Origin of the sequence: Mycobacterium sp. (assembly GCF_035623875.1) — a bacterium.
Taxonomy (GTDB): Bacteria; Actinomycetota; Actinomycetes; order Mycobacteriales; family Mycobacteriaceae; genus Mycobacterium.
This window is the reverse complement of sequence record NZ_DASPSP010000186.1, coordinates 1-20,552: the sequence shown is the minus strand read 5'-3', so window position 1 is coordinate 20,552 and position 20,552 is coordinate 1. Positions and strand designations below refer to the sequence as shown.

Here is a 20,552-nt window from a genome sequence, read left to right as displayed (position 1 = left end):
TGATCGATGTCCGGTTTGTCGTGCTCAATGCAGCAGGGTCCCGACGATCCCGGTCAGATAGCCCAGCCGCGCCACCTCTGACGGCCGGAATGCCGGGCCACCCGGCCGGCCCAGCATCACCGCGGTGTCCGGGGCACCGAGCGGTGCGGCGACCAGGGTGGTGTCCAGCTCGCGCCATACCCGCGGCACCCAGTCGTCGGTCGCGTCCAGGGCAGTGGCCCGGTGGATCGGCATCCACGGAACGGCGTTCAGTCGGGTTTCCGGCGCGCCCGGGCTGCCGACCACGGGCTGGATCCCGTCGTCGGAACCGCGCAGCACCGCACACCAGCTCACCCGCAGCACCTGTGGCGCCTCGTCGACCAGCACCTTCAGCTTGGCCGTTGTGTCGCCGGCCGCGGCGACTTGGTCGATCAGCGCCAGCTCGCGGTGCGCGTCCAGCAGCCCGGTGTGCGGTCGCAGGCTGTCCACCTGCACCCCGTTGAGTGCTTCGGCGGCCGTGATCAGCGTGTCCGGCATGGCCCGCGCCGGTAGCTCGACCACAAGATCGTCGATCGCGTAGCCGGACTGGCGCTCCACGACGTCCAGCGACAGGATGTCGGCCCCCACCGACCCCAGAGCCACGGCCAGTGAGCCGAGGCTGCCCGGCCGGTCGGCCAACTGGACTCGCAGCAGATAGGTAGCCACGCGCACACTGTCGCACAACGGCGCGCCCGCGGCATTTCGACGTGACACCGAGCGCCGCACCAGCGTGACGCTTGATGCCGAGCGCCACGCCAGCGTCACACTCGCGTCGGGCTAGGCTTTTCGGTCGTGTCCCAGATCTCCCGTGACGAGGTGGCCCACCTGGCCCGGCTGGCCCGGCTGGCGTTGACCGACGTCGAGCTGGACAGCTTCGCCGGCCAGCTCGACGCCATCTTGACCCACGTCAGCCAGATCCAAGCCGTCGATGTCACCGGCGTCGAACCAACCGACAACCCGCTCAAGGACGTCAACGTGACCCGGCCGGACCAGACCACACCATGCCTGACGCAGCAGGAAGCGCTCGCCGAGGCGCCCGAAGCCGTCGATGGGCGCTTCGCGGTCCCGCAGATCCTCGGGGAACCGCAGTGACAGACATCATCCGGCTGGACGCCGCGACGCTGGCCGGCAGAATCGCCGCCAAGGAGCTGTCGTCCACCGAGGTCACTCAGGCTTTCCTGGACCAGATCGCGGCGACCGATGAGCGTTACGGCGCTTTCCTGCACGTGGCGGCCGATGCCGCGCTGTCGGCCGCGGCGGCCGTCGACAAGGCGCTGGCCGCCGGTGAGCAGCCGCCGTCGCCGCTGGCCGGCGTGCCGCTAGCGCTTAAAGACGTGTTCACCAGCCTCGACATGCCCACCACGTGTGGGTCGAAGATCCTCGAGGGCTGGCGGTCCCCCTACGACGCCACCGTGACCGCGCGGTTGCGAGCGGCCGGTATCCCGATCCTGGGCAAGACCAACATGGACGAGTTCGCGATGGGCTCGTCGACCGAGAACTCGGCCTACGGTCCGACCCGCAACCCGTGGAACACCGACCGCGTGCCGGGCGGCTCCGGGGGCGGCAGTGCCGCCGCGCTGGCTGCGTTCCAGGCGCCGCTGGCCATCGGGACCGACACCGGCGGCTCGATCCGCCAGCCGGCCGCGCTGACCGCGACGGTCGGGGTCAAGCCCACCTACGGCACGGTGTCGCGTTACGGCCTGGTCGCCTGCGCATCGTCGCTGGATCAGGGCGGTCCGTGTGCGCGCAACGTCCTCGACACCGCGCTGCTGCATCGGGTGATCGCCGGGCACGACGCACGCGACTCCACCTCCATCGACGCTGAAGTACCCGACGTCGTCGGCGCCGCCAAGGCAGGAGCAGCAGGCGACCTGACCGGTGTGCGCATCGGCGTGGTCCGGCAACTGCGCGGCGAGGGTTATCAGCCTGGCGTGCTGGAGTCGTTCAACGGCGCCGTCGAGCAGTTGACCGCGATCGGCGCCGACGTGTCCGAAGTCGACTGTGCCCATTTCGATCACGCGCTGGCGGCCTATTACCTGATCTTGCCGTCAGAGGTGTCGAGCAACCTCGCCCGCTTCGACGCCATGCGCTACGGGCTGCGGGTCGGCGACGACGGCACGCGCAGCGCCGAGGAAGTGATGGCGCTGACCCGCGCCGCCGGGTTCGGGCCGGAGGTCAAGCGGCGCATCATGATCGGCACCTACGCGCTGTCGGCCGGCTACTACGACGCCTATTACAACCAGGCGCAGAAGGTGCGCACGTTGATCGCTCGCGACCTCGACGCGGCCTATAAATCCGTTGATGTGCTGATCTCGCCCACCACGCCGACGACCGCGTTCCGGTTGGGGGAGAAGGTCGACGATCCGCTGGCGATGTATTTGTTCGACCTGTGCACGCTTCCGCTGAACCTGGCCGGCCACTGCGGAATGTCGGTGCCGTCGGGATTATCGCCGGACGACAACTTGCCGGTCGGGCTGCAGATCATGGCGCCGGCACTGGCCGACGACCGGATCTACCGGGTGGCGGCGGCCTATGAGGCCGCTCGGGGGCCCCTGCCGTCAGCCATTTGAGATCCGCACGCTGTGGCGACGACGCTCACGGGGCAAGATGAGGGCATGAGGATCGGAATTCTTACCGGAGGTGGGGACTGTCCTGGGCTCAACGCCGTCATCCGGGCGGTGGTGCGCACCTGCGACGCGCGCTATGGGTCGTCGGTGGTCGGGTTCCAGAACGGGTTCCGCGGTTTGTTGGAGAACCGGCGCATGCAACTGGTCAACGACGATCGCAACGACCGCCTGCTCACCAAGGGGGGCACCATGCTGGGCACTGCCCGGGTGCACCCGGACAAACTGAAGGCCGGGCTGGAGCAGATCATGCAGACGTTGGACGACAACGGCATCGACGTGCTCATACCGATCGGCGGTGAGGGCACGCTGACCGCCGCGCACTGGCTCGCCGAGGAGAACGTCCCGGTTGTCGGCGTGCCGAAGACCATCGACAACGACATCGACTGCACCGACGTGACTTTCGGCCACGACACGGCGTTGACGGTGGCCACCGACGCCATCGACCGGTTGCACAGCACCGCAGAATCCCACGAGCGGGTGATGCTGGTGGAGGTCATGGGCCGGCACGCCGGCTGGATCGCGCTTAGCGCAGGGCTGGCATCCGGCGCGCACATGACGCTGATCCCGGAACAGCCCTTCGACATCGATGAGGTCTGTCGGTTGGTGAAGCGGCGGTTCCAGCGCGGCGACTCGCACTTCATCTGCGTGGTCGCCGAAGGTGCCAAACCAGCCGCAGGCTCGATGAGCCTGCGCGAAGGCGGCCTCGACGAGTTCGGTCATGAGCGGTTCACCGGCGTCGCCGACCAACTGGCCGCTGAGGTAGAGAAGCGCATCAACAAGGAGGTCCGGGTGACCGTGCTCGGCCACGTCCAGCGCGGCGGTACGCCGACCGCCTATGACCGGGTGCTGGCCACCCGTTTCGGGGTCAACGCCGCCGACGCCGCGCACGCCGGCGAATACGGGCAAATGGTGTCGCTACGAGGTCAGGACATCGGCCGGGTGGCGCTGGCCGAGGCGGTGCGCCAACTCAAGCTGGTGCCGCAGACTCGCTACGACGACGCCGCAGCCTTCTTCGGCTAACGTCCGCCGCGCGGTGACGGCTCCAGCGGCCAATTAGGATCGAACGCATGACCGCTGCTGCCAGGGCGCATGGAGCCGAGCTGCTCGACTACGACGACGTCATCGCGCGCTACGAGCCGGTGCTCGGCCTGGAGGTGCACGTCGAGCTGTCCACCGCCACCAAGATGTTCTGCGGCTGCGCCACCACGTTCGGTGCCGAACCCAACACCCAGGTGTGCCCGGTCTGCCTGGGCCTGCCGGGTTCGTTGCCGGTGCTCAACGAGGCCGCGGTCGAATCGGCGATCCGGATCGGGCTTGCGTTGAACTGCGAAATCGTGCCGTGGTGCCGGTTCGCCCGGAAGAACTACTTCTACCCGGACATGCCGAAGAACTACCAGATTTCGCAATACGACGAGCCGATTGCCGTCAACGGCTATCTCGATGTGCCCCTTGAAGACGGCTCCAGCTGGCGCGTCGAGATCGAACGCGCGCACATGGAGGAAGACACCGGCAAGCTGACCCACCTGGGTAGCGAGACTGGCCGTATTCACGGCGCGACGACGTCGCTGATCGACTACAACCGGGCGGGTGTGCCGCTGATCGAGATCGTCACCAAGCCGATCGTGGGAGCCGGCGAGAGCGCACCGCAAGTCGCCCGAGCCTATGTGACCGCCTTGCGAGACCTGTTGCGCGCGTTGGGGGTTTCCGACGTCCGGATGGACCAGGGCTCAATGCGTTGTGACGCCAATGTGTCACTGAAGTCCACTGGAACGACCGAGTTCGGCACCCGCACCGAGACCAAGAACGTCAACTCGCTGAAAAGCGTCGAGGTCGCCGTCACTTACGAAATGCGGCGACAGGGTGCGGTTTTGGAGTCCGGTGGTCGAATCACTCAGGAGACCAGGCACTTTCACGAAGACGGCTACACCAGCCCCGGCCGCACCAAGGAGACTGCGGAGGATTACCGCTACTTCCCCGAACCTGACTTGGAGCCGGTTGCGCCCAGCCGCGAGCTCGTCGAAAAGTTGCGCGAGACCATCCCCGAACTTCCGTGGTTGAGCCGCAAGAAGATTCAACAGGAATGGGGTATTTCCGACGAGGTGATGCGGGATCTGGTCAACGCCGGTGCCGTCGACTTGGTGATCGCGACCGTCGAGCATGGCGCTTCCAGTGACAAAGCGCGCGCCTGGTGGGGCAACTTCCTGGTGCAAAAGGCCAACGAGGCGGGAGTAGAGCTCGACGAATTACCAATCACCCCTGCCCAAGTCGCGGCGGTGGTGGCGTTGGTCGATGAGGGCAAGCTGTCCAACAAGCTGGCCCGCCAAGTTGTCGAGGGCGTGCTGGCCGGCGAGGGGGAACCCGAACAGGTGATGATTGCGCGCGGACTTGCGGTAGTACGCGACGATTCGCTGATCAAGGCCGCGGTCGACGAAGCCCTGGCCGCCAATCCCGATGTCGCGGAGAAGATCCGCGGCGGCAAAGTACAGGCGGCGGGCGCGATAGTCGGCGCGGTGATGAAGGCCACCAAGGGCCAGGCCGACGCCGCGCGGGTGCGCGAACTGGTGCTGGCTGCGTGCAGTTAGGACGATCGGCCCCCTCCTGGGGTAAGGGGGCGGATCGCCACCGACGTGCGTCTCAGAACAGGCTGGTCCCCAGCGTGCTGAGATCGGTGGCGAGGCTGCCCGCATCGGCCGCGCTCGATCCGAGGTCGACCAGACTGGAAAGCGGATCGGCGGCGCCACTCCAGCCGAGTGCTTGAGCATGGTGCCGAGCTCACCGATCAGGACGCCGCTCAAGGGCGACCCGGTGAAATCCAGCAACTCATTGGCCAGCGGCTGGAGGCTGGTATCGGTGATGAGAGACGGAAGAATCAGCACCTGCCTCCTTTGACGCTTGTCTAATGGCCGGCGGTGCGCTACCTGAGGGCTTGGGGCGAGCTGCTTGACCAGGGCGTTTGAGCCTCAACCGCCGTCTGGCACTCGACGTGCCGAATCCCCAACCGGTGCCTGCCGCACGCGCCTACGATGGGTTTTGTCGGGGAGGCCGTGACAACAGATCGGTGTGATCGCGACGTGTACTGAGTGGGGTATCAACCGGAGCGGCAATGACGTCGGGCCGCCCAGCACCCCGATGCCCGTGCCACCATGGCGGCTGGCATGACCGAAACCCTGATGCTGCGATCCGACGACGCAAGGCAGCGGTTCACCGTCGTGGGCGTCGTGCAAGGGGTGGGTTTTCGTCCGTTCGTCCACCGGATCGCGACCGACCTGGGCCTGGCGGGATTTGTCGGCAACGATTCCGGCGCGGTGTTCATCGAAGTCCAGGGACCTCTTGCCCGCATTGACGAGTTCGGGCGTCGGCTGCGTGCCGAGGCGCCGCCGCTGGCCCGGATCAGCACGGTATCCATCGCCGATGTCGAGACGAACCCCTTCGGCGACAACGGCTTTCGCATCATCGACAGCCAGACGGCGCCCGGAGCTACCACGCCGATTCCGCCGGACATCGCGGTCTGCGACGACTGCATCGCCGAACTGTTCAACCCGCAGGACCGCCGCTACCGCCACCCGTTCGTGACCTGCACCAACTGCGGCCCGCGGTTCACCATCATCCGCGCGCTGCCCTATGACCGTCCGACCACCACCATGTCGGCATTCGGGATGTGCGACCGGTGTGCGGGCGAGTACCACGACCCGGCCAACCGCCGCTTCCACGCCCAGCCAATCGCCTGCCCGGACTGCGGGCCGTCGCTGTGGTTCTGCTCGGGGTCCGAGCGGATCGAGGGCGCCAACCCCGCGCTGGCCGCCACCCAACAGGCGTTGGCAGGCGGAGAAGTCCTCGCGATCAAGGGCATCGGCGGCTATCACCTGGCCTGCGTTGTTGACGACGAGGCGGCGGCGGGCGCGCTGCGGGCCCGTAAGGCCCGCGGCGCCAAGCCGTTCGCCATGCTGGTGCGCGATCTCGACGTCGCCCGCCGCTATGCGCACATCGACGACGCCGAGGCCGTCGTGCTCTCCAGCCCCGCCCGGCCGATCGTGTTGCTGCGCCGACGGGCCGACGCGCCGGTAGCCGACGCCGTCGCACCGGGCAGCCCGCTGCTGGGCCTGATGCTGCCGTATTCGCCGATCCATCACCTGCTGCTGGCGCCGGTCCCCGGGGCCGCCTCCGCGGTGCCCGACGCGCTGGTGCTGACCAGTGCCAACCGCTCCGACGAGCCCATCTGCTTCACCGAAGACGATGCCGCGTCTCGGCTTCCGCCGCTTTGCGACGCGGTGCTCGACCACAACCGGCCGATCCACGTGCCGTGCGACGACTCGGTGGTTCGCGTCGTCGACGGCCGAGAGCTTCCGATCCGCCGCTCCCGCGGCTACGCTCCGCTGCCCGTCGACCTCGGTCGTGACGGCCCGGCGGTGCTGGCTGTCGGCGGCGAACTGAAAAATACGTTCTGCCTGACCGACGGCTCACGCGCATATATGTCCGGACACATCGGCGACATGGAAACACTGGAGACGCTTAGGGCATTCGAGCGGGCGGTCGGCCAGCTCAGCGGAATCCGCCACCGGCCAGCCCGATTGGCCGCGGACCTGCACCCGGGATATCAAACCCGCAATTGGGCCGAGCGGCACGCCGATGACCGCCCGTTGGATCTCGTCCAGCACCACCATGCCCACGTGGTGTCGCTGCTGGCCGAACACGGTCGGCTGGGCGAACCGATCATCGGAGTGTCGTTCGACGGGACCGGTTATGGCTGCGACGAAACGATTTGGGGCGGCGAGATTCTGGCTGTCGGGCCGGATAGCCACCGGTTCGTCCGGGTCGGGCACCTGCTGCCGGTGCCGCTGCCCGGTGGCGACGCCGCGGTGCGCAACCCATGGCGGATGGCCCTGTCGCAGTTGTGGATGGCCGGTGTCGACTGGACTGCGGACCTCGCCCCGGTCGCAGCTGCCACTCCTGCTGAATTGCGGCTTATTCGTTCGCAATTGGACAACGATGCGGGCTGTGTGGCGTGTTCGAGCATGGGACGGCTGTTCGACGCAGTCGCTTCCTTGCTCGGGGTGCGGCATCGCATCGACTACGAGGGCCAGGCAGCCATCGAACTGGAGGTGCTGGCCGACTCGGCCGGTGCGCAAGCGGTGGAGTTGCGAATGGACGTGCGGGCCGACGGAGTGATCGACCCGACCGGCATGATGCGGGCAATGGTGTCGGCGCTGCGCGCCGGTGTTCAACCGGCGGGGCTGGCGGCGGGCTTCCATCAGGCAGTCGCGGACGCGGTTTCGGAGGTGGTCGGCCTCGTTGCCGGTGAGGTGCGGATGGTGGGTCTCACCGGCGGCGTCTTCCAGAATGTGCTGCTGCTGCGCGAGTGCCGACAACGATTGCAGCAGAACGGATTCGAGGTGTTGACGCATCACGTGGTTCCGCCGAACGACGGAGGGTTGGCGCTTGGTCAGGCCGCGGTGTCCATGCTGACCGCGTTAGACGAGGAACGAGGGGAGGGGTGAATCAATGGCTAACGATGTGACGACCACCGCGATCGACCGCGGGCTGGACGCCGACCTGGCTGCCGATCTGGCCGCCACGTCTTTCACGTTGGCTAGACGATTCGCGGCGGGCGCCACCATGTGGTCCATCGCGCCGGGTTGGGAGCCGCATGCTCTGCATATCGCGGTCGAGTTCATCCATCCGGTGATCGTGGGCAAGCGGGCTCTGCCGGCCGTCGCGATCACCGGGCCGGATGTGGTCGACGTGGTGCGGGTGTCGGTGCGGCCCGGTGACATCGTGGTCGCCGTCTCCGGTGCCGATGACCCCGAAGTGCGTTCGGTGATGCACCGAAGCCGGGCGTGGGGAGTCACGACTGTCTGGATCGGCAGCGGCGAGCGGCCCAAGGCCGGCATGGCAGACCACGTGTTGTGGCTGGACGACCCCGACCCCAGAGTGCCGGCGACCGGCGGGTTCGTGTTGTTCTATCACCTGCTGTGGGAGCTGACGCACGTCTGTTTCGAGCACCCCGGCCTGCTGAAGGAAGGTTCCCAATGCACTGACGAAGTCTGTGTCACTTGCAGCGACGAGGGTCGCCTCGGCGAGGTGCTTACCACGACGGGCGACGGCATGGCCACCGTGCGCACCTCCAACGGCGTGGAAACGGTCGCCACCATGCTGGTCGGCCCGGTCGCCGCGGGCGACTTGGTGCTAGTGCACGCCGGCACGGCGATCAGCAAGGTCAGCGACGAGGAGGACGGGCGATGACATCCGGTCGGCAAGAAGAGCCCACCAACTTCCTGTATCCCTTCATCGACGCGCAGGAAGACGATCCCAAATCGCTGCTCGCGGACCTGGCCGCCTCGGCGCAGGCCAAGGCCGCCGAAAGCCTGGCGCTGCGCCGCTCGACGCTGGAAGCCAACACCGAACTGATCAGCAGCGCCGCCGCCGAACTGGCGCGGCGTTTCAGCACCGGCGGGCGGCTGTTCACCTTCGGCAACGGCGGAAGCTGCACCGACTGCACCACCTTGGCGCGGCTGTTCGCCCGGCCGCCGGTCGGCAACCCGTTAGCCGCTTGGTCGTTGACCACCGATCAGGCCATCATTACCGCGCTCGGCAACGACGTCGGGTTCGAGCTGGTGTTCGCCCGGCAGTTGATCGCCCGCGGAAAAGCCGGCGACATCGCGATCGCGATGTCGACCAGCGGCAGTTCGCCCAACTTGATGGCCGCCTTGAAGGAGGCGCGCCGTCGCGGCATGTACACCGTCGGCTTCGCCGGATACGACGGCGGCGCGTTCGCGAAAAGCCCGGACGTCGACGCGTGCTTCGTGGTTCGCTCGCAAAGTGTGCACAGGATTCAGGAATCCCAAGCGCTGCTGGGCTATCAGCTCTGGCTGGCAGTGCACGAGCAGATGACTACCCAGCCAGTGGAAGCCTTATGAGTAAGTCGTCGAGCGAATACCTGGCCTCGGGCCCGCGTTTCGGCGAGGGCGAGGTGATCGAGCGAATCGAGTCATTCCGCAGGCGTCGCCCCCGGTTGCTCGACGATCACGTGACGCTGGCGCACGGCGCCGGCGGCAAAGCTTCCGCGGCCTTGGTGGATGCCGTTTTCATGGAGGCGTTCCGTAACCCGCTGCTGGAATCACTCGGCGACGGAGCGGTGATCAGCTTGCCCGGCGGTGAGCGGCTCGTAATGTCCACCGATTCATTCGTGGTGCAGCCCAGGCGTTTTCCCGGCGGCTCGATCGGTGAACTGGCCGTGCACGGCACCGCCAACGATTTGGCGGTGACCGGTGCTGTGCCGCAATGGGTCTCGGCTGCGTTCGTCCTCGAGGAAGGCTTCTCGATCGCCGAGTTGAAGGAGATCGTCGCCGACATGGCGGCGGCGGCCGCGGCCTGCGGTGTGCAGATCGTCACCGGTGACACCAAAGTCGTCCCCAACGGCGCCGCCGACGGTCTGTTCATCACGACCACTGGCGTTGGTGTCATTCCCGCGGGGCGCCAGCTGTCGCCGGCATCGGTGCGCACCGGCGACAAGGTGCTGTTGTCGGGGTCGATGGGCGATCACGGGATGGCGGTGATGTTGGCTCGCGGCGATCTGGCCATCGAGGCGGATATTCACTCCGACACGGCCGCAGTGAGCCCGCTGGTGGAGACGCTGTTGGCGGCCGCGCCGTCCACGCGTTGGCTGCGCGACGCGACACGCGGCGGCGTGGGTACCGTCTGCAACGAACTGGCCCAGGCTTGCGGCCTCGCGGTACTCCTCGAGGAGGAGCGCCTTCCGGTGCGCCCGATGGTGAGCGGGGCATGCGAACTGCTCGGCATCGACCCGCTCTACGTCGCCAACGAAGGCAAGTTCATCGCCGTCGTCGCGCCGGAGGAGGCCGAGGCGGGGCTGGCGGCGTTGCGCTCGCATCCGCTGGGTGCCGAGGCGGCGGAAGTTGGGGAAATCGTCGCCGAACCTGCGGAGACTGTCGTTTTGCGGACCGGGTTCGGCGGTACCCGGATCGTCGACATGCTTGTCGGCGACCCGCTGCCGAGGATCTGTTGAGAAAGGAGCGCAGCGCAAATGTGTCTGGGAATCCCGGGGCGGATCGTCGAGATCACCGACGCCGAAAACTATTTGGCAAAGGTTGACGTCAGCGGTGTGCAGCGCACCATCTCTGTGCGGCTGCTGGAAGACGAGATGCCCGAACCCGACGACTGGGTGCTGGTGCACGTCGGCTTCGCGATGGCCAAGATCGACGAAACCGAAGCGTTGCTCACGTTGGCGGCCGTCCAGAAGCTCGGCGACGCCTACACCACCGAAATAGCAGCCTTCGACTCCTCAGCGATCGTCTGACCGGGAAGGAAACACCATGAAATTCGTTGACGAATTCCGTGACCCGGCGGCGGCTCGCAAACTGCTGGTGGCGATCGAGCACCTGGCCGGTACCGGCGATGGCGCCGATCATTTCAAGTTCATGGAGGTGTGCGGTGGCCACACCCACACCATCTACCGCCACGGCATCGAGCACCTGCTGCCGGAGAACGTCGAACTCGTGCACGGTCCCGGTTGTCCGGTCTGCGTGATCCCGATGGGCCGCATCGACGACGCGATGTGGCTGGCCGGACAACCCGACGTGATCTTCACCTGTTTCGGCGACATGATGCGGGTGCCCGGGTCGGCCGGCAGCCTCCTGGACGCCAAAGCACGCGGGGCCGACGTGCGTTTCGTCTACTCGCCGCTGGACGCGCTCAAGATCGCCACCGACAACCCGGACAAACAGGTGGTGTTCTTCGCCATCGGATTCGAGACCACCGTCCCGTCCACCGCAGTGACCCTGGTGCGAGCCCGCGATCTGGGCCTAACCAATTTCAGCGTGTTCTGCAACCATGTCACGATCGTCCCGCCGATCAAGGCCATCCTGGACTCACCGGACCTGCGGTTGTCCGGCTTCATCGGACCCGGGCACGTGTCCACAGTCGTCGGGAACCGGCCGTACCGATTCGTGCCGGAAGTGTACGGAAAGCCTTTGGTGGTCTCCGGTTTCGAGCCGTTGGACATCCTGGCTTCCGTCGCGATGCTGCTGACCCAGATCCGCGAAGGCCGGTGCGAGGTGGAAAACCAGTACTCGCGGGTGGTGCCCGAACATGGCAACCCGGCGGCTTTGGCGTTGATGGGCAAGGTGTTTGCGCTGCGCCCGCACTTCGAATGGCGGGGGCTTGGGTTCATCTCGCAAAGCGCGCTGCGGTTAAGCGATGACTTTGCGGATTTCGACGCCGAGCTGCGCTATTCGATGCCCGGTGTGCGGGTCGCCGACCCGAAGGCTTGCCAATGCGGCGAGGTGCTCAAGGGCGTGCTAAAGCCTTGGGAATGCAAGGTTTTCGGCACTGCATGTACCCCCGAGACTCCGATCGGAACGTGCATGGTGTCGCCGGAGGGTGCCTGCGCGGCCTACTATAACTTCGGCCGGATGCATAAAGACGCCCTCAAGCTGGTTGAGTCCGGGCGGGCCTGACCGTTGTCGGTGCCGACCTCTGACAAGCCCGACATCCGGGGAACCGAGATGTTCGCCCGCTACGCCTATGCGCCCAACGCGCTTGGCTACTGCGGTCCACCGCTGGGGGCGACCCTGCGAGACGGGTCGGTGGACGACGTCCGGACGGCCGCGACGAGATTCTCCGGCGCCTGGCCCTATCTTCAGGTGCTCTCGACGATGACGGGCATCGCCGACCCGCTGGACTACCGGCTGGTGGAGTCCTACTGGCTGGGCGGCGGTATCGGCGCCGACCTGGACCCGGGCGAGTTCGTCGACGCGTTGCTCGCGATCATCGGCCCACAGGCGGGGCGCTACTGGGCGCATCTGGACTCCGATCTAGTGCCCGAGGCCGCCGCCAATCACTGCTTCCACGTGTTCGGGATATACCCGTGGTCGCGGCTGCTGGGCCTAAAAGGGGGGAGCCTCGACGAGCATCCGATGGGTGTCCTGGACAACTGCCGAATCACTTGGGGCACAGTGCTCTCCCGCGCCGGCGACGACGTCGAGGTGTCCTGCCGACAGCTGGTCTTGGACGATCATGGGCTGGCGCTCTCCGAACCCTCGGCGCGACGGCTCGACGTCTGGGCCGACGGCTACAGCGCGGTACCCGACGTGGCGGTCGGTGACGAGGTCGCGATCCACTGGGGCCGGTTGTGCGGGCGGCTGCAGCCCGAGCAGATCCGGGTGCTGGCCGACGCCACCACCCGGCAACTCGCGGTGACCAATCAGCGGCTGGCGCGCGTCTAAGCCGACGGCGAACAGGGGCATAACCCAGCCGGCGACCGCGCTGAGGCGGTTATGCCCGACGATCGCCCGGACGCTGACGCCTTGGATGCCTACTCGGCCGTGGTCACCGCGGTCGCGCAAACGGTGCTGCCCAGTGTGGCCAGCATTTCGGTGCGCAGCCGACGCGGCAATGGGGGCGGCAGCGCAAGCGTCATCACCGCCGACGGCTATTTGTTGACCAGCGCTCACGTCGTCGCCGCAAGTCGTTCCGCAGAAGCGACGTTTGCCGACGGCACCACGGTGGCCGCGGATATCGCCGGTCGCGACGAGCTTTCCGACTTGGCCGTGCTCAAGGCCCGCGGTGCCGTGCCTGCGCCGGTAACAATGGGCCGCGCCGAGGATCTGCAAGTCGGGCAACTCGTCGTGGCGATCGGCAATCCGCTGGGCCTGGCCGGCAGCGTGACGGCCGGGATCGTCTCGGGACTCGGACGCTCGCTGCCCACCAAATCGGGCCGCGTTGTCGACGAAGTGATTCAGACCGATGCGGCGCTCAATCCTGGAAACAGCGGCGGCGTGTTGGCCGACGGGCGCGGACGGATGGTTGGGGTCAACACCGCGGTCGCGGGCGTCGGCCTCGGGCTGGCGGTACCCATCAACGCATCCACCCACAAGATCATCGCGGCGCTGATGCATACCGGCCGTGTGCGGCGCGCATGGCTGGGCATCGCCGGTGCGCACATTCCGGTGCCGCCGGCCGCTGCCGCGAAACTTGGCACCACCCACGGCCTGCAGATCGCCAGCGTGGTCGCCGGCAGCCCGGCCGCCCAAGCCGGTCTGCGGCGTGGCGACATCGTAGTCAGCGTCGACGGCAAGGACGTCGTCACCGCTACCGCGATTCAGCAGCTGATGGTGGAGGACGCCATCGCGCGCCGGATCGAGATGACGGTATGGCGCAACGGTGCTCTTGTCGACGTGTTCGTGATACCCCGCGAGCTTGCCGACCGATGACCGTATCGTTGCGGCGATGACCGGTATCGGCGATCAGCTTCGCGAGCAGACGGTGGACACCGTGCTCGGAACGGTTCGGTTGCAGGTTGGGGGAACTGGTGCGCCGATCATGTTCTGGCCAAGTTTGTTGATGACCGGCGACATGTGGCACGGGGTCACCGGTGATCTCGTCACGCGCTCGCAGGTGATCCTGGTCGACCCGCCGGGCCACGGCGGAAGCCAGCCCTTGACAGGCATGTTCAGCTTCGGCGACTGCGCTCGCTGTATTGCCGACATCCTCGACGGCCTCGGCGTTGAACGAACTCACTTCGTCGGCAACTCGTGGGGAGGCATGATCGGCGCGACGTTCGCTGCGACCTACCCCGATCGGATCGGCCGAGCGGTGTTGATGAACTGCACCGCCGGCCGGGCCAGCGTCCGCCAGAAGGTTGAATACGCGCTGTTGCTTCGGCTCGCGCAGTGGCACGGGGAGATAGGACCGGTGCTGACCCGATCCGTGCTCAAGGCGTTCCTGGGGCCGACAACCTTTCGGGAGCGTTCCGACGTTGTGGCACAAGTTCGTTCAGCTATGAAATCGATCAACTTGGCGTCGGTCTCCTGGGCGGTGAAGAGCGTGGTTCCGGCCCGACCCGACCAGCGAGCATTGTTGGCCGGCATCCGCACACCGGTGCTCGTTGTCGCAGGCGCTGAAGACGCAACATTCCCGCCGCGGGACGCGATCGCGATGGCCGACGCCATCCCGAACTCGTCGATTCGTGTGCTCGACAAGGTGGCTCATCTTGCCGGTCTGGAAGACCCCGCATTGGTGAGCACGCTGATTGACCAGTTTCTGTTCACGGACGGCGAAAGCGGCTCCGAAGCAACGTAATCGCGCTTGAGCCTGACTCATCGGCGACGTTGGGTCATGATGGCGACGTGGCCGATGAACCTTTCGACCGGCTGGTCGGGACGGCTTCTGGCCGGGCCGTCCAGGAAAAACCACACCTGCCGGGTGGCAGCGCGATCGGAGCACCTGGCGGTGCATGTGTTGTCGCGCCGTCACATTGGATTGGCCCACCTTTCGGCGGCGAAACCGGGACCAGGTCAACAAATTCGATCATTGCTCCTGGCATACCGGTCCGGAGGACATGCCGATTCTCGATGACGCGGTGGCCTGGTTCGTGGGCAAAACGCTCAAGCGGATCGACCTCGGCGACCGTATCGGTTACCTGTTGGAGCCCGTCACCGGAGATGCTGCGGAACGCTCCGACGACCTGGTGAGCTTCCCCGACGTCGCCGACCTCGAACCGGGTCACGAGGCCTGAGTGCGTTAGGTCTTGTCCTCGTTGGCCCGCGGGAAACCGCCGCCCTGCGGGAACAGCGGGAACACCACGTCGTCGAGTTTCGCGGCGTCGCCGTCGGTCTTGTTGACCGTCGCCCCCCACACGTTCCCGTCCGGCGACATGCGCAGCGCCCAGGCGTGGCCGTGGGTGTCCTTACGGACGACGTCGGGCGGGCCGGTGACCGCGCCGGTCCCTTGCGCGAGGTGGACGGCCACCGTCTGCTTGGTGTTGATCAAATTGACCAGCACAGTGCCGTCCAACGCCGCGCAGCCGGCCACACCCGGCCGGTCCGGCCAAGTCCACACCGTGGACACCTTCGAGTCCTTGGTGATGCGCTGCAACCGGTCGGCCGTGGGCGCGCGGTCGAGGACATAGAGCGAGCCGTCGACGGGGTCGGTGCACAGGCCACCGCCAGCGCCGATACCGCTGAGCGCCGTGGTCGGTGGTGCTTGGTTGAGCGTGGTCGGCTGCTCGATGCGGATGACTTTGCCGGCCAACGACGCCGGATCGTTGGCCATCGCCGGGTTGCCCGCATCGCCAGTGAGCACTACCAGCGTGGTGGGGCTGGTGAAGAGCAGCGCGCCGGTGTTCCCGGTGGCACCCTTCGGAATCCCGGTCAAGATGTCCTTCGGGACATCGCCGTCGGCGACGCGGATAACCCGGTTGTCGGTGGGCGTGCTGATGTAGGCGTACATCAGCCGGTCCTGCGAGTAGGTCGGTGAGAGCACGATGTCCATCAACCCGCCGTCACCGGCCGGGTCGACCGGGATAACGGTCTTCACCTTCGGCTCGGCGCTGACGGACACCTCTTTGACCGCGCCGGTGGTCCGCTCGGCGACCAGTGCCGACTTGCTGTCGGGCTGCATGAGCAGGCCGCTGGTGCTTTCCAGGCAGCCCTGCATCACCCCTGGCGCCGGGCACTGCTTGGGAAATGGCTTGTCGGGTAGGGGTGGCGGCGGGGGAGGCGTGGAACTCGCCGGTGGATGACGTTCGGGCTCGGTGGTGAACGGCTGCGACGCGGTGTCGTTGAACTGCGCGCAACCGGCCAAAACCAGCAGCGTTGAACACAGCGCGGCGAGCCCGCGCCGCGCCGACCGCCACGACTGCATAGCAGCCAGATTACGGATATCTCGGAGCTGGTGCCCGCGACGGGGTCGCGCGCGTCCTTTCCGGATTTGCCCGCAAACACAGAGCCGCGCGCGGTGACACGCTAATCGGAACAGCGAAAGCGCCGCTCAAATCCCCAATTCGGGCCGAATTGCCCTTACCCTGACACGAGTGACCAGTCAGCCGAATGACTCACGTTGGCAGCGGCCGGACGATTCCGCGGCGCCAACTCCCGTGCGGCCGGCCTCAGCAAGCCTGGTCGACCCGGAGGACGACCTGCCGTCAGCCACATATGCAGGCGATTTCGAGACGACCTTGATCCCTCACTATGACTCCAGCGACTCCAGCGATGCCCGCCCGGCCAGCACGGGATACGGGCTGATCAATCCGCCAGAGCCGTTGCCCTACCAGCCCCAATCCAACGGCGGGCACTCGGCGTTCGGCCCCGAGGCGATCGACGAGCATGAGCACCACGCCGACGACGAGCGGATACGCGCCGCCGCCCGTCGCGGCACGCAGCATCTCGGTCTGCTGATACTGCGGGTCGGCCTGGGCGCGGTGCTCGTCGCGCATGGGCTTCAGAAACTGTTCGGCTGGTGGGGTGGGCAGGGACTGAACGGGTTCGAAAACTCACTATCCGACGCCGGCTACCAGCACGCGGACATCCTCACCTACTGTGCCGCCGGTGGCGAGATCGCCGCTGGGATACTGCTGGTGCTGGGGCTATTCACCCCGCTGGCCGCTGCGGGCGCGCTGGCCTACCTGACCAACAGCCTGCTCGCGGGGATGTCGGCGCAGCACAATGGCAGGTCCTTTCCGTTTTTCCTGCCGAACGGACACGAATACGAGATCACCCTGATCGTCATGGCCGTCGCCGTCATCCTGGTCGGGCCCGGGCGTTACGGCTTTGACGCAGGTCGCGGCTGGGCCCAGCGGCCGTTTATCGGGTCGTTTGTGGCACTGGTGGTGGGTATCGGCGCCGGCGTCGCCCTCTGGGTGCTGCTCAATGGCGCCAACCCGGTGAACTGATCGGCGCTGACCCGGATCAGCTGTAAGGATTGGGCACTCGGCCGCCGCTGGCCTCGGTCAGCAGCGGCAAGGTTGCAAAGGTGACCGCGGGCAACCGCAACTTACCGCCGTTTTTGAGCTGGGCACGCGCCCATGAGCTTCTGTTGAACCGCAGCCCGTCGATGTCTTCCCAACGCACCGCCTGGCTGCCGAGCAGCGTACGCACGGTCACACCGTTTCGGTCGGCCTGCGTGCGAAGCCGAATGATCAACGCCGACAAGACCACCGGGATGATCAGCAGCGGCGCGGTCGCCGGCCAGGTGAAGACCGGGATAAGAAGCCCGAGAGCGAAGAAACCCACCGCGAAGTGGGCCATCGGTGAAATGTTGATCACCACCGGCGGAGTAGCCGGCGAATCTTGGGCCACACAGGCATCATGTCATCCCGCGAGATTGCACTGAGGGCTGCGCCTCGGACATCACGACCGTGTGTGCAATCTCGACGAGGGGAGACCTGCGAAGCGGGATTTGACGCCTGACCTGTGCAGAGGCTACCGTCGAGCGTTATGGACAGCCGTGAAATGCTCGTAGTAATTGGTCGGCGCGTTGGTGGCTGACTAGCCCACGCCGGGATAGCTTTCGAGCACCAACGCGCAACCCTCGTGCAGCCGCTGAGCTGGCGGGGGTTTTTTGTTGTCACCGATCCGACGTCAACCTGAAGACCTAAGAGGAACCAGTGAGCGCTCCCACCACGCGACCGCCGCAGCAGTCGCAACCCCTCAACGGCACTCATGCCAAGGCGAAGACGCCTACACCGCAACCTAAACACGTTGCCCCGCAAGAACTCACCGGCGCTCAGTCGGTAATCAGGTCGTTGGAAGAGCTCGACGTCGACGTCATCTTCGGAATTCCCGGCGGCGCCGTCCTACCGGTCTACGACCCGCTGTTCGACTCGAAAAAGCTGCGCCACGTGCTGGTTCGCCATGAGCAGGGCGCGGGCCACGCTGCCAGCGGCTACGCGCACGCGACCGGTAGAGTCGGCGTCTGCATGGCCACCTCGGGTCCCGGTGCCACCAATCTGGTGACTCCGCTGGCCGACGCGCAGATGGACTCCATACCGGTGGTTGCCATCACCGGACAGGTCGGACGTTCGCTGATCGGGACCGACGCCTTCCAGGAAGCCGACATCTCGGGTATCACCATGCCGATCACCAAACACAACTTCCTGGTCCGCAACGGTGACGAGATCCCGCGGGTGCTGGCCGAGGCCTTCCACATCGCGTCCACTGGCCGGCCCGGGGCGGTGCTCGTCGACATCCCCAAAGACGTACTGCAAGGCCAGTGCACATTCAGCTGGCCGCCGCACATGGACCTGCCCGGCTACAAACCGAACACCAAACCGCACAACCGTCAGGTCCACGAGGCCGCCAAACTGATCGGCGCCGCGCGCAAACCCGTCCTGTACGTCGGTGGCGGCGTCATCCGGGGCGAGGCCACCGAGCAGCTGCGCGAGTTGGCCGAGCTGACCGGCATTCCGGTGGTAACCACGTTGATGGCGCGAGGGGCGTTCCCGGACAGCCACCGGCAGCACCTGGGCATGCCGGGCATGCACGGCACGGTGGCGGCGGTGGCCGGGCTGCAGCGCAGCGATTTGCTGATCGCGCTGGGCACTCGTTTCGACGATCGGGTGACCGGGAAGCTCGACTCGTTCGCCCCCGAGGCCAAGGTCATCCACGCCGACATCGACCCCGCCGAGATCGGCAAGAACCGCCATGCCGACGTGCCGATCGTTGGCGACGTCAAAGCTGTCATCACCGATCTGATCGAGGCGCTTCGCCGCGACGGGGCGCCGGGCAATATCGACACCGCCGCATGGTGGGAGTATCTCGACGAGGTGCGGGCCACCTACCCGGTGAGCTATGGACCGCAAAGCGACGGCAGCCTGAGCCCTGAGTATGTCATCGAGAAGCTGGGCGAGATCGCCGGCCCGGACGCGGTGTACGTCGCCGGCGTCGGCCAGCACCAGATGTGGGCGGCGCAGTTCATCACGTATGAAAAGCCACGTACCTGGCTGAATTCCGGCGGGCTGGGCACCATGGGTTTCGCCATCCCGGCGGCCATGGGTGCCAAGATCGCTCGTCCGGATGCCGAGGTGTGGGCAATCGACGGCGATGGCTGCTTTCAGATGACCAACCAGGAACTGGCCACCTGCGCGATCGAGGGCGCGCCGATCAAGGTGGCGTTGATCAACAACGGCAACCTGGGCATGGTGCGGCAATGGCAGTCGCTGTTTTATCAGGAGCGGTATTCGCAGACCGATCTGGCCACCCACTCGCACCGCATCCCGGACTTCGTCAAGTTGGCCGAGGCGCTGGGCTGTGTCGGATTGCGTTGTGAGCGTGCAGAAGACGTCGTCGACGTGATCAACCAGGCCCGGGCGATCAACGACCGGCCGGTGGTGATCGACTTCGTCGTCGGCGCCGACGCGCAGGTCTGGCCGATGGTCGCGGCCGGAACCAGCAACGACGAGATCCAGGCCGCCCGCGGCATCCGCCCGCTTTTCGACGACGAATCCGAAGGCCACGCCTGATGACCGGATCGCCGAAGACGCATACGTTGTCGGTGCTGGTCGAAGACAAGCCCGGCGTGCTCGCCCGCATCGCTGCGCTGTTCTCGCGGCGCGGGTTCAACATCGAATCGCTCGCTGTGGGCGCCACCGAGCAGAAAGACATGTCCCGGATGACGATCGTCGTCTCGGCCGAGGAGACACCGCTCGAGCAGATCACCAAACAGCTCAACAAACTCATCAACGTCATCAAGATCATCGAGCAGGATGACCACAATTCGGTGGCCCGGGAGTTGGCGCTGATCAAGGTGCGGGCCGACGCCGGCACCCGTAGTCAAGTCATCGAAGCAGTTAACTTATTCCGCGCCAAGGTGATTGACGTATCGCCGGAGTCGTTGACCATCGAAGCCACCGGCGATCACGGCAAGTTGGACGCGCTGCTGCGGGTGCTGGAGCCCTTCGGTGTCCGCGAAATCGTTCAGTCCGGCCTGGTATCACTGTCCCGCGGGCCACGCGGCATTGGCACGGCCAAATAATCAGTCGAATTCGAGAGCCAAGGAATAAAGGAGACATTCACGTGGCATCAGAGGCAATGGAGATGTTCTACGACGACGATGCGGATCTGTCGATCATCCAGGGCCGTAAGGTCGGCGTCATCGGCTACGGCAGCCAGGGGC

At 66.4% G+C, this 20,552-nt stretch carries 21 protein-coding genes; 18 read left to right on the top strand and 3 right to left on the bottom strand.

Annotation, left to right across the window (positions count from 1 at the left end; genetic code table 11):
* Nucleotides 1-24: 24 nt before the first annotated feature.
* The gene (locus VEI45_RS15495) at nt 25-684 is read right to left on the bottom strand and encodes an amino acid-binding protein (RefSeq protein WP_324854691.1); all 660 of its coding nucleotides are present in this window, start codon (nt 682-684) and stop codon (nt 25-27) included.
* Between the two features lie 126 nt (nt 685-810).
* Between VEI45_RS15495 and gatC the strand changes: the two genes are divergently transcribed.
* The 14 genes from gatC to VEI45_RS15425 all read left to right on the top strand — a co-directional run bounded on the left by gatC (nt 811) and on the right by VEI45_RS15425 (nt 15,177).
* Nucleotides 811-1,110, top strand: coding sequence for an Asp-tRNA(Asn)/Glu-tRNA(Gln) amidotransferase subunit GatC (gene gatC / locus VEI45_RS15490; protein ID WP_324854689.1), 300 nt, complete (start codon nt 811-813; stop codon nt 1,108-1,110).
* Complete coding sequence (gene gatA, locus VEI45_RS15485; protein WP_324854687.1) at nt 1,107-2,588, top strand: Asp-tRNA(Asn)/Glu-tRNA(Gln) amidotransferase subunit GatA; 1,482 nt, start codon at nt 1,107-1,109, stop codon at nt 2,586-2,588. The genes gatC and gatA overlap by 4 nt, the downstream gene beginning before the upstream one ends.
* Before the next feature lie 45 nt (nt 2,589-2,633).
* Complete coding sequence (locus VEI45_RS15480; protein WP_324854685.1) at nt 2,634-3,665, top strand: ATP-dependent 6-phosphofructokinase; 1,032 nt, start codon at nt 2,634-2,636, stop codon at nt 3,663-3,665.
* Between the two features lie 47 nt (nt 3,666-3,712).
* Complete coding sequence (gatB, locus tag VEI45_RS15475; protein WP_324854683.1) at nt 3,713-5,227, top strand: Asp-tRNA(Asn)/Glu-tRNA(Gln) amidotransferase subunit GatB; 1,515 nt, start codon at nt 3,713-3,715, stop codon at nt 5,225-5,227.
* 573 nt (nt 5,228-5,800) lie between these two features.
* Nucleotides 5,801-8,140 carry a carbamoyltransferase HypF gene (hypF, locus tag VEI45_RS15470; protein ID WP_324854681.1) on the top strand — a complete coding sequence of 780 codons (2,340 nt, stop codon included), beginning with the start codon at nt 5,801-5,803 and terminating at the stop codon, nt 8,138-8,140.
* 16 nt (nt 8,141-8,156) lie between these two features.
* Entirely contained in the window at nt 8,157-8,885 is a 729-nt protein-coding gene (locus VEI45_RS15465) for a HypC/HybG/HupF family hydrogenase formation chaperone (protein ID WP_324854712.1), read from the top strand.
* Nucleotides 8,882-9,559, top strand: a complete 678-nt coding sequence (locus VEI45_RS15460) for an SIS domain-containing protein (protein WP_324854679.1) — start codon at nt 8,882-8,884, stop codon at nt 9,557-9,559. Before VEI45_RS15465 ends, VEI45_RS15460 begins: the two co-directional genes overlap by 4 nt.
* Nucleotides 9,556-10,668: a hydrogenase expression/formation protein HypE gene (gene hypE / locus VEI45_RS15455; protein ID WP_324854677.1), complete on the top strand. Its 1,113-nt coding sequence runs from the start codon at nt 9,556-9,558 to the stop codon at nt 10,666-10,668. Before VEI45_RS15460 ends, hypE begins: the two co-directional genes overlap by 4 nt.
* Before the next feature lie 18 nt (nt 10,669-10,686).
* Complete coding sequence (locus tag VEI45_RS15450; RefSeq protein ID WP_324854675.1) at nt 10,687-10,959, top strand: HypC/HybG/HupF family hydrogenase formation chaperone; 273 nt, start codon at nt 10,687-10,689, stop codon at nt 10,957-10,959.
* Nucleotides 10,960-10,975: 16 nt separating this feature from the next.
* A complete protein-coding gene (gene hypD / locus VEI45_RS15445) occupies nt 10,976-12,118 on the top strand; it encodes a hydrogenase formation protein HypD (protein ID WP_324854673.1) in 1,143 nt (380 codons plus the stop codon).
* Nucleotides 12,119-12,121: 3 nt separating this feature from the next.
* Nucleotides 12,122-12,886 carry a DUF6390 family protein gene (locus VEI45_RS15440; protein WP_324854671.1) on the top strand — a complete coding sequence of 255 codons (765 nt, stop codon included), beginning with the start codon at nt 12,122-12,124 and terminating at the stop codon, nt 12,884-12,886.
* 51 nt (nt 12,887-12,937) lie between these two features.
* On the top strand, nt 12,938-13,873 hold the full coding sequence (locus VEI45_RS15435) for a S1C family serine protease (protein ID WP_324854670.1): 936 nt from the start codon (nt 12,938-12,940) through the stop codon (nt 13,871-13,873).
* Between the two features lie 16 nt (nt 13,874-13,889).
* Nucleotides 13,890-14,741: an alpha/beta hydrolase gene (locus tag VEI45_RS15430; RefSeq protein ID WP_324854668.1), complete on the top strand. Its 852-nt coding sequence runs from the start codon at nt 13,890-13,892 to the stop codon at nt 14,739-14,741.
* A 259-nt stretch (nt 14,742-15,000) separates the two neighbouring features.
* Complete coding sequence (locus tag VEI45_RS15425; RefSeq protein WP_324854666.1) at nt 15,001-15,177, top strand: flavin reductase family protein; 177 nt, start codon at nt 15,001-15,003, stop codon at nt 15,175-15,177.
* 5 nt (nt 15,178-15,182) lie between these two features.
* Here VEI45_RS15425 and VEI45_RS15420 read toward each other — a convergent pair whose 3' ends face one another.
* Nucleotides 15,183-16,304 (bottom strand): sorbosone dehydrogenase family protein, encoded by a 1,122-nt coding sequence (locus VEI45_RS15420; protein ID WP_324854664.1) that lies wholly within the window; start codon nt 16,302-16,304, stop codon nt 15,183-15,185.
* A 169-nt stretch (nt 16,305-16,473) separates the two neighbouring features.
* Here VEI45_RS15420 and VEI45_RS15415 point away from each other — a divergent pair, with 169 nt between their 5' ends.
* Complete coding sequence (locus VEI45_RS15415; protein WP_324854662.1) at nt 16,474-17,331, top strand: DoxX family protein; 858 nt, start codon at nt 16,474-16,476, stop codon at nt 17,329-17,331.
* A gap of 16 nt (nt 17,332-17,347) precedes the next feature.
* On the opposite strand, the gene VEI45_RS15410 is transcribed toward VEI45_RS15415, so the two are convergent.
* The gene (locus tag VEI45_RS15410; protein WP_324854710.1) at nt 17,348-17,686 is read right to left on the bottom strand and encodes a PH domain-containing protein; all 339 of its coding nucleotides are present in this window, start codon (nt 17,684-17,686) and stop codon (nt 17,348-17,350) included.
* Nucleotides 17,687-18,045: 359 nt separating this feature from the next.
* Here VEI45_RS15410 and VEI45_RS15405 point away from each other — a divergent pair, with 359 nt between their 5' ends.
* The 3 genes from VEI45_RS15405 to VEI45_RS15395 all read left to right on the top strand — a co-directional run.
* Nucleotides 18,046-19,899 carry an acetolactate synthase large subunit gene (locus VEI45_RS15405; protein ID WP_324854660.1) on the top strand — a complete coding sequence of 618 codons (1,854 nt, stop codon included), beginning with the start codon at nt 18,046-18,048 and terminating at the stop codon, nt 19,897-19,899.
* Nucleotides 19,899-20,411, top strand: a complete 513-nt coding sequence (gene ilvN / locus VEI45_RS15400; protein ID WP_324854658.1) for an acetolactate synthase small subunit — start codon at nt 19,899-19,901, stop codon at nt 20,409-20,411. Before VEI45_RS15405 ends, ilvN begins: the two co-directional genes overlap by 1 nt.
* A gap of 62 nt (nt 20,412-20,473) precedes the next feature.
* The coding region (locus tag VEI45_RS15395; protein WP_324854708.1) for a hypothetical protein at nt 20,474-20,552 on the top strand (79 nt) is incomplete at its 3' end.

Coding starts and splice junctions, on each gene's coding strand:
- VEI45_RS15480 (WP_324854685.1), top strand. CDS start 2,634: ATGAGGATCGGAATTCTTACCGGAGGTGGGGACTGTCCTGGGCTCAAC.
- gatB (WP_324854683.1), top strand. CDS start 3,713: ATGACCGCTGCTGCCAGGGCGCATGGAGCCGAGCTGCTCGACTACGAC.
- hypF (WP_324854681.1), top strand. CDS start 5,801: ATGACCGAAACCCTGATGCTGCGATCCGACGACGCAAGGCAGCGGTTC.
- VEI45_RS15460 (WP_324854679.1), top strand. CDS start 8,882: ATGACATCCGGTCGGCAAGAAGAGCCCACCAACTTCCTGTATCCCTTC.
- hypE (WP_324854677.1), top strand. CDS start 9,556: ATGAGTAAGTCGTCGAGCGAATACCTGGCCTCGGGCCCGCGTTTCGGC.
- VEI45_RS15450 (WP_324854675.1), top strand. CDS start 10,687: ATGTGTCTGGGAATCCCGGGGCGGATCGTCGAGATCACCGACGCCGAA.
- hypD (WP_324854673.1), top strand. CDS start 10,976: ATGAAATTCGTTGACGAATTCCGTGACCCGGCGGCGGCTCGCAAACTG.
- VEI45_RS15435 (WP_324854670.1), top strand. CDS start 12,938: ATGCCCGACGATCGCCCGGACGCTGACGCCTTGGATGCCTACTCGGCC.
- VEI45_RS15430 (WP_324854668.1), top strand. CDS start 13,890: ATGACCGGTATCGGCGATCAGCTTCGCGAGCAGACGGTGGACACCGTG.
- VEI45_RS15425 (WP_324854666.1), top strand. CDS start 15,001: ATGCCGATTCTCGATGACGCGGTGGCCTGGTTCGTGGGCAAAACGCTC.
- VEI45_RS15420 (WP_324854664.1), bottom strand. CDS start 16,304: ATGCAGTCGTGGCGGTCGGCGCGGCGCGGGCTCGCCGCGCTGTGTTCA.
- VEI45_RS15410 (WP_324854710.1), bottom strand. CDS start 17,686: ATGGCCCACTTCGCGGTGGGTTTCTTCGCTCTCGGGCTTCTTATCCCG.
- ilvN (WP_324854658.1), top strand. CDS start 19,899: ATGACCGGATCGCCGAAGACGCATACGTTGTCGGTGCTGGTCGAAGAC.